This is a genomic window from Mycobacterium sp. E3251 (assembly GCF_001666835.1).
Taxonomy (GTDB): domain Bacteria; phylum Actinomycetota; class Actinomycetes; order Mycobacteriales; family Mycobacteriaceae; genus Mycobacterium.
This window is the reverse complement of the sequence record NZ_LZJF01000030.1, coordinates 1-6,074: the sequence shown is the minus strand read 5'-3', so window position 1 is coordinate 6,074 and position 6,074 is coordinate 1. Positions and strand designations below refer to the sequence as shown.

The following is a 6,074-nucleotide window of genomic DNA, read 5'->3' as shown; positions in this document are numbered from 1 at the left end:
GCTGGCCGGGTAGTTCACCGCGTACGCGTCGACGCTGCGCGAGCCGAGGGCCGGCTGCAGCGCGGCGAGCAGCGCGTCTCCGGCGACCCCGAGACCGGGCGGCTCGGCGGTGCCGCGGGCGAAGATGAGCTGAACGTCGGGACATCCGTCGGCCCGCGCCGGCGCCAGCGGACCGGTGGCGATCGAAAGAGCCGCCACCGCAACGGCGACGGCCAGGCCGGCAATCGGCCACTTACGAAGATTCATGCGGCAGATTTTCACATATTCCGGCGTGTGCCACCGCGCCGCTAAGCTCCCCCACTGTGGCCGAACCCCCGCTCGACCCCGCCGAGCTCGCGCTGCGGGCGGCGCAGGTCATCGGGGAGCGCACCGGCGTGCCCGGGCACGACGTCGCCATCGTGCTCGGATCCGGTTGGCGCCCAGCGGTTTCCGCGCTCGGCTCCCCGGTCGCCGTGCTGCCGCAGGCCGACGTGCCCGGGTTCGCGCCCCCGACCGCCGTCGGGCATACCGGTGAGCTGATCTCGACGCGCATCGGCGAGCGCCGGGTGCTGGTGCTGGTCGGTCGCGTGCACGCCTACGAGGGCCATGATCTGTGCCACGTCGTGCACCCGGTGCGGGCGGCTTGCGCGGCGGGCGCGCGCATCGTCGTGCTCACCAACGCGGCCGGCGGCTTGCGGCCCGACCTGACGGTGGGCCAGCCGGTGCTGATCAGCGATCACCTCAACCTGACCGCGCGTTCGCCGCTGGTCGGACCGCAATTCGTGGACCTGACCGACGCCTACTCGCCGCGGCTGCGGGACCTCGCCCGCCAGGACGACCCGGGACTGGCCGAGGGCGTCTACGCCGGCCTGCCGGGCCCGCATTACGAGACGCCGGCCGAGGTGCGCATGCTGCGGATGCTGGGCGCCGACCTGGTCGGCATGTCGACCGTGCACGAGACCATCGCCGCCCGGGCGGCCGGCGCCGAGGTGCTGGGGGTGTCGCTGGTCACCAACCTGGCCGCCGGGATCAGTGGTGAGCCGCTGAGCCACGCGGAGGTGCTCGCCGCCGGCGCCGCGTCGGCCGGCCGAATGGGCGCGCTGCTGGCCGACGTCGTAGCCCGGTTCTGAGATGACGCCCGAGGACTGGATCGCACACGATCCCGACCCGGCGACGGCCGCCGAGCTCGCCGCGTGCGCGCCCGACGAGCTGGCCGCGCGATTCGCCCACCCGCTCCGGTTCGGCACGGCGGGCCTGCGCGGCCCGGTGCGCGGCGGGCCCGACGCCATGAACGTCGCGGTGGTGTCGCGCGCAACCTGGGCGGTCGCGCGGGTGCTCGACGATCGGGGCCTGGCCGGCTCGCCGGTGATCGTCGGGCGCGACTCCCGGCACGGCTCCGCCGTTTTCGCCACCGTCACCGCCGAAGTGCTTGCCGCCCAAGGCTTCTCGGTCATGCTGCTGCCCGGGCCGGTGCCGACACCGGTGGTCGCGTTCGCCGTGCGCCACACCGGCGCCGCCGCCGGGATACAGATCACCGCCTCGCACAACCCACGGACCGACAACGGCTACAAGGTCTACACGGACGGCGGCATCCAGATCGTCTCCCCCACCGACCGCGAGATCGAGGCCGCGATGGCCGCCGCACCCCCGGCCGACGAAATCCACCGGGCTCCGGTGCAACCCACCGGCACCGACCTGGTCGAGCGCTACATCGCCCGGTCCGCGGCGGTGCGGCGCGGCACCGGTTCGGTGCGGGTGGCCTTGACCCCGCTGCACGGGGTCGGCGGCACCGTGGCCGTGGCAGCGTTGCAACGCGCCGGCGTCGGCCAAATCCACACCGTGGGCGCGCAGTTCGCGCCGGACCCCGACTTTCCCACCGTCGCCTTCCCCAATCCCGAGGAGCCCGGCGCCGCCGACGCGCTGCTGGCTTTGGCCGAAGAGGTCAGGGCCGACGTCGCGATCGCGCTGGATCCCGACGCCGACCGGTGCGCGGTCGGCGTCCCGGCCGGCTCGGGCTGGCGGATGCTGTCCGGTGACGAAACCGGTTGGCTGCTGGGCGATTACATCTTGTCGCGGGTCGCCGATCCGCGAGCGGCGGTGGTGGCCAGCACCGTGGTGTCCTCACGGATGCTGGCGGCCATCGCGCGCCGGTACGGGGCCACCCACGTCGAAACGCTCACCGGCTTCAAGTGGCTGGCGCGCGCCGACGCCGACGTGCCGGGCGGCACGCTGGTGTACGCGTACGAGGAGGCGATCGGGCACTGCGTCGACCCGGAGGCCGTGCGCGACAAGGACGGCATCAGCGCCGCGGTGCTGGTGTGCGACCTGGTGGCCGCGCTCAAAGACCGGGGACGTTCGGTTTCCGACGCGCTCGACGAGCTCGCCCGGCACTACGGCGTGCACGACGTCGCGGCGGTGTCGCGCCGCGTCGCCGACGCCGCCGAGGCCGCCGAGGTGATGCGGCGGCTGCGCGAGACGCCACCGGAAACGCTGGCCGGGTTCACCGCGACCGTCACCGACATCGCCGACGCGCTGATCTTCACCGGCGGCGACGACGAAGCGTCGGTCCGGCTGGTGGTGCGGCCATCCGGGACGGAGCCGAAGCTGAAGTGCTACATGGAGGTTCGCTGCGCGGTCACCGGCGAGCTGGACGACGCCCGGCGGCGGGCCGGGGCAATGCGCGACGAGCTGGTGTCTTCGGCGCAGCGCTGGTAATGGGGCTAGCGCGGCCCGTATTGACGGTCGCCCGCGTCGCCGAGACCCGGCACGATGTAGGCGTTCTCGTTGAGTCCGTCGTCGACCGCCACGGTGAACAGGCGCGCCCTGGGAGCCTTCTTCTCAAGCGCGGCAACGCCTTCGGGCGCGGCCACCGCGCACAGCACCGTGACGTCGGCCGCACCGCGATCCAGCAGCAGGCCAACGGTGTGCTGCAAGGACCCGCCGGTGGCCAGCATCGGATCCATGACGAACACCGGCAGGCCGGCCAGCTCGTCGGGCAGCGACTCGAAATATCCAGTCGCCCGGTGGGTTTCCTCGTCGCGGGCCACGCCGACGAAGCCGACCGCGGCCTGCGGCAGGAGCGCGAGCGCCTGGTCCACCATGCCCAGTCCGGCCCGCAACACCGGCACCAGCAGGGGCGGTTTGGCCAGCCGCACTCCCTGCGCCTCGGCCACCGGTGTGCGGATCGGAAAATTCTCTCGGACGGCGTCCCTGGTGGCCTCGTAGATCAGCATCGCGGTCAGATCCCGCAACGCCGCCCGGAAGCCCTCGTTGTCGGTGCGTTCGTCGCGCATCGTCGTCAGCCGGGCGACCGCCAGCGGGTGATCGACAACGCGCACCTCCACGGTGTTTGACCTTATATAACGATCCGGCCGCAGTTCGCTAACGCCCCGCTGAAGCCGCCCGCGTCGCCGCCGGCGACCTGCCCGGTCCGCCCATATGCTCCCGTAGTGCTGAACGGAATCGCGGATTCAACAGGGTTGACGGGCAGGGCATTTCGCGTCCTTGGGGCACTCGGCGCGCTGGCCCTGGTCGCGCTGGCGGCCAGCCCGCTGACTCCGCGGATAGGCCTGGTGGCAGCGGCCATTCCGCAGCCGGCACACATCGTGATCGTGGTCGAGGAGAACCGCTCCGAAAACGGCATCATCGGCAACAAGTCGGCGCCCTTCATCACCGCGCTGGCCGCGGGTGGGGCAAACATGGTGCAATCGTTCGCCGAAACGCACCCCAGCGAGCCGAATTACCTGGCGCTGTTCGCCGGCAACACCTTCGGGGTGACGACGGACCAGTGCCCCATCAACGGCGGCGCCGCGCCCAACCTGGGTTCCGAATTGCTGGCCACCGGCTACACATTCGTCGGATTCGCCGAGGGCCTGCCCGCGGTCGGCTCGCCGGCGTGCAGCGCCGGCAAGTACGCGCGCAAGCACGTGCCCTGGGCCAACTTCACCAACGTGCCGCCGGCGAACTCGCTGCCGTTCTCCGCGTTCCCGATGGGCAACTACGCCAGCCTGCCCACCGTGTCGTTCGTCATCCCCAACAACGACGACAACATGCACGACGGCTCGATCGCTCAGGCCGACACCTGGCTGAACCGGCAGCTGTCGGGCTACGCCAACTGGGCGGCGGCCAACAACAGCCTGCTGATCGTGACGTTCGACGAGGACGATAACGGCAGCCGCAACCAGATCCCCACGATCTTTTACGGCGCCCACATCCGTCCCGGCAATTACAGCGAGCAGATCAACCACTACAGCGTGCTGTCCACGATCGAGCAGATGTACGGGCTGCCCAAAACCGGATACGCGGCCAGCGCGCCACCGATCACCGATATCTGGGGCTAGCCGCTCCCGACGGCAGGGGTCCTCCCCCGCCGTCGCTATTGTGTGCCGCATGGCTGCTGACCTCGTGCCCATCCGCCTGAGCCTGTCCGACGGCGACCGCTACACCGTGTGGGCGCCCCGCTGGCGCGACGCCGGCGACGAGTGGGAGGCGTTCCTGGGCAAGGACGAGGACCTGTACGTCTTCTCCTCGGTCGCCGACCTGGTCGCGTTCGTGCGCTCCGACACCGACAACGACCTGGCCGACCACCCCGCGTGGAAGGACCTGACCGCGGCGCACGCGCACAAGTTCTCGCCCGCCGACGACAAGCAGTTCGATCTGGTCGCGGTCGAGGAGCTGGTGTCGGAGAAGCCGACCGAGGAGTCGGTGACCGGGCTGGCCCGCACGCTGGCGCTGGTCTCGTCCATCGGGTCGGTGTGCGAGCTCGCGGCGGTGTCGAAGTTCTTCAACGGCAATCCCACGCTGGGCACCGTGTCCGGCGGGATCGACCACTTCAGCGGCAAGGCCGGCCTCAAGCGCTGGAACGCGCTCGGCGAGATCATCGCGCGCAGCTGGGACGACGTGCTCAGCGCGATCGAGGACATCGTCACCACCCCCGAGGTGGACACCAAGCTGTCGGCCAAGGCCGCCGACGAGCTGGCCGAAGAGCCCGAGGAAGAGGAAGAGGCGGAAGACACCGAGGCCGACGAGGAGGCCGACGCCGAGGCCGACGAGGAGGCCGACGCCGAGGCCGACGAGCCCGTGGAGGCCGACGCCGAGGAGCCCCGCGCGGCCGGTGACACCGTAATCCTGGGCAGCGACGAGGATTTCTGGCAGCAGGTCGGCATCGATCCGATTCGGATCATGACGAGTTCAGGCACCTTCTACACCCTGCGGTGCTACCTCGACGACCGCCCGATCTTCCTGGGCCGCAACGGGCGCATCAGCGTGTTCACCTCCGAACGGGCGCTGGCCCGTTATCTCGCCGACGAGCACGACCACGACCTGGCCGACCTGAGCACCTACGACGACATCCGCACCGCCGCCACCGACGGTTCGCTGGAAGTCAAGGTCACCGAGGACAACGTCTACGTGCTCAGCGGGCTGGCCGACGACATCGCCGACGGGCCGGACGCGGTGGACCGCGACCAGCTGGACCTGGCCGTCGAACTGCTCCGCGACATCGGCGACTACTCCGAGGAGGGCACGGTCGACAAGGCGCTGGAGACGAGCCGCCCGCTGGGCAAGCTGGTGGCCTACGTGGTCGAGCCCGGCTCGGTCGGCAAGCCCTCGGCGCCGTACGCCGCGGCGGTGCGGGAATGGGAGAAGTTGGAGCAATTCGTCGACGGGCGGCTCAGGCGCGAATAGCCCCCGTTTGACGGCCCGGAGAGTCTCCTCTTTACTGGCGGGTGTCGCTTCCCGGGATCGGCCCGTTACCGCTCTACGGCTTCCAGCGCCCGGGCATGCTGTTGTTCGGTTTGCTACCGCTGGCCTTGCTCGCCGTCTACGTCCTGGTCCAGGCGCGTCGCCGACGCCGGTTGCGCCGGTTCACCGAGGCGAGCGTGCCCCAGTCGCCGACGCGGCACATCCCGATCGCCGTCGCGCTGCTCAGCCTGGTCCTGCTGACCATCGCGCTGGCCACCCCGACCCACGACATGCGCATCCCGCGCAACCGCGCCGTCGTCGTCCTGGTCATCGACATGTCGCAGTCCATGCGGGCCACCGACGTCGCACCGAATCGGCTCAAGGCGGCCGAGGAGGCGGCCAGCCAGTTCGCC

The 6,074-nt window shown here is 71.0% G+C and carries 6 protein-coding genes and 1 pseudogene; 5 read left to right on the top strand and 2 right to left on the bottom strand.

Annotated features, from left to right (window positions below; all coding sequences use genetic code 11):
- On the bottom strand, positions 1 to 246 hold a 246-nt coding region (locus tag A5697_RS04250; protein ID WP_231971971.1), incomplete at its 3' end, for a cutinase family protein.
- 56 nt (positions 247 to 302) lie between these two features.
- Here A5697_RS04250 and A5697_RS04245 point away from each other — a divergent pair.
- A complete protein-coding gene (locus A5697_RS04245; protein WP_067943968.1) occupies positions 303 to 1,109 on the top strand; it encodes a purine-nucleoside phosphorylase in 807 nt (268 codons plus the stop codon).
- A gap of 1 nt (position 1,110) precedes the next feature.
- The gene (locus A5697_RS04240; protein ID WP_068008280.1) at positions 1,111 to 2,694 is read left to right on the top strand and encodes a phospho-sugar mutase; all 1,584 of its coding nucleotides are present in this window, start codon (positions 1,111 to 1,113) and stop codon (positions 2,692 to 2,694) included.
- Between the two features lie 5 nt (positions 2,695 to 2,699).
- Here the strand turns inward: A5697_RS04240 and upp are convergent, their stop codons facing one another.
- Complete coding sequence (upp, locus tag A5697_RS04235) at positions 2,700 to 3,323, bottom strand: uracil phosphoribosyltransferase (protein WP_068008277.1); 624 nt, start codon at positions 3,321 to 3,323, stop codon at positions 2,700 to 2,702.
- A 177-nt stretch (positions 3,324 to 3,500) separates the two neighbouring features.
- Between upp and A5697_RS04230 the strand changes: the two genes are divergently transcribed.
- The 3 genes and pseudogenes from A5697_RS04230 to A5697_RS04220 form a co-directional block, all read left to right on the top strand.
- The gene (locus A5697_RS04230) at positions 3,501 to 4,319 is read left to right on the top strand and encodes an alkaline phosphatase family protein (RefSeq protein ID WP_068008283.1); all 819 of its coding nucleotides are present in this window, start codon (positions 3,501 to 3,503) and stop codon (positions 4,317 to 4,319) included.
- A gap of 49 nt (positions 4,320 to 4,368) precedes the next feature.
- Positions 4,369 to 5,664 (top strand): primosomal protein, encoded by a 1,296-nt coding sequence (locus A5697_RS04225; protein ID WP_068008275.1) that lies wholly within the window; start codon positions 4,369 to 4,371, stop codon positions 5,662 to 5,664.
- 41 nt (positions 5,665 to 5,705) lie between these two features.
- Positions 5,706 to 6,074, top strand: a pseudogene (locus A5697_RS04220) (hypothetical protein); the annotation flags it as partial.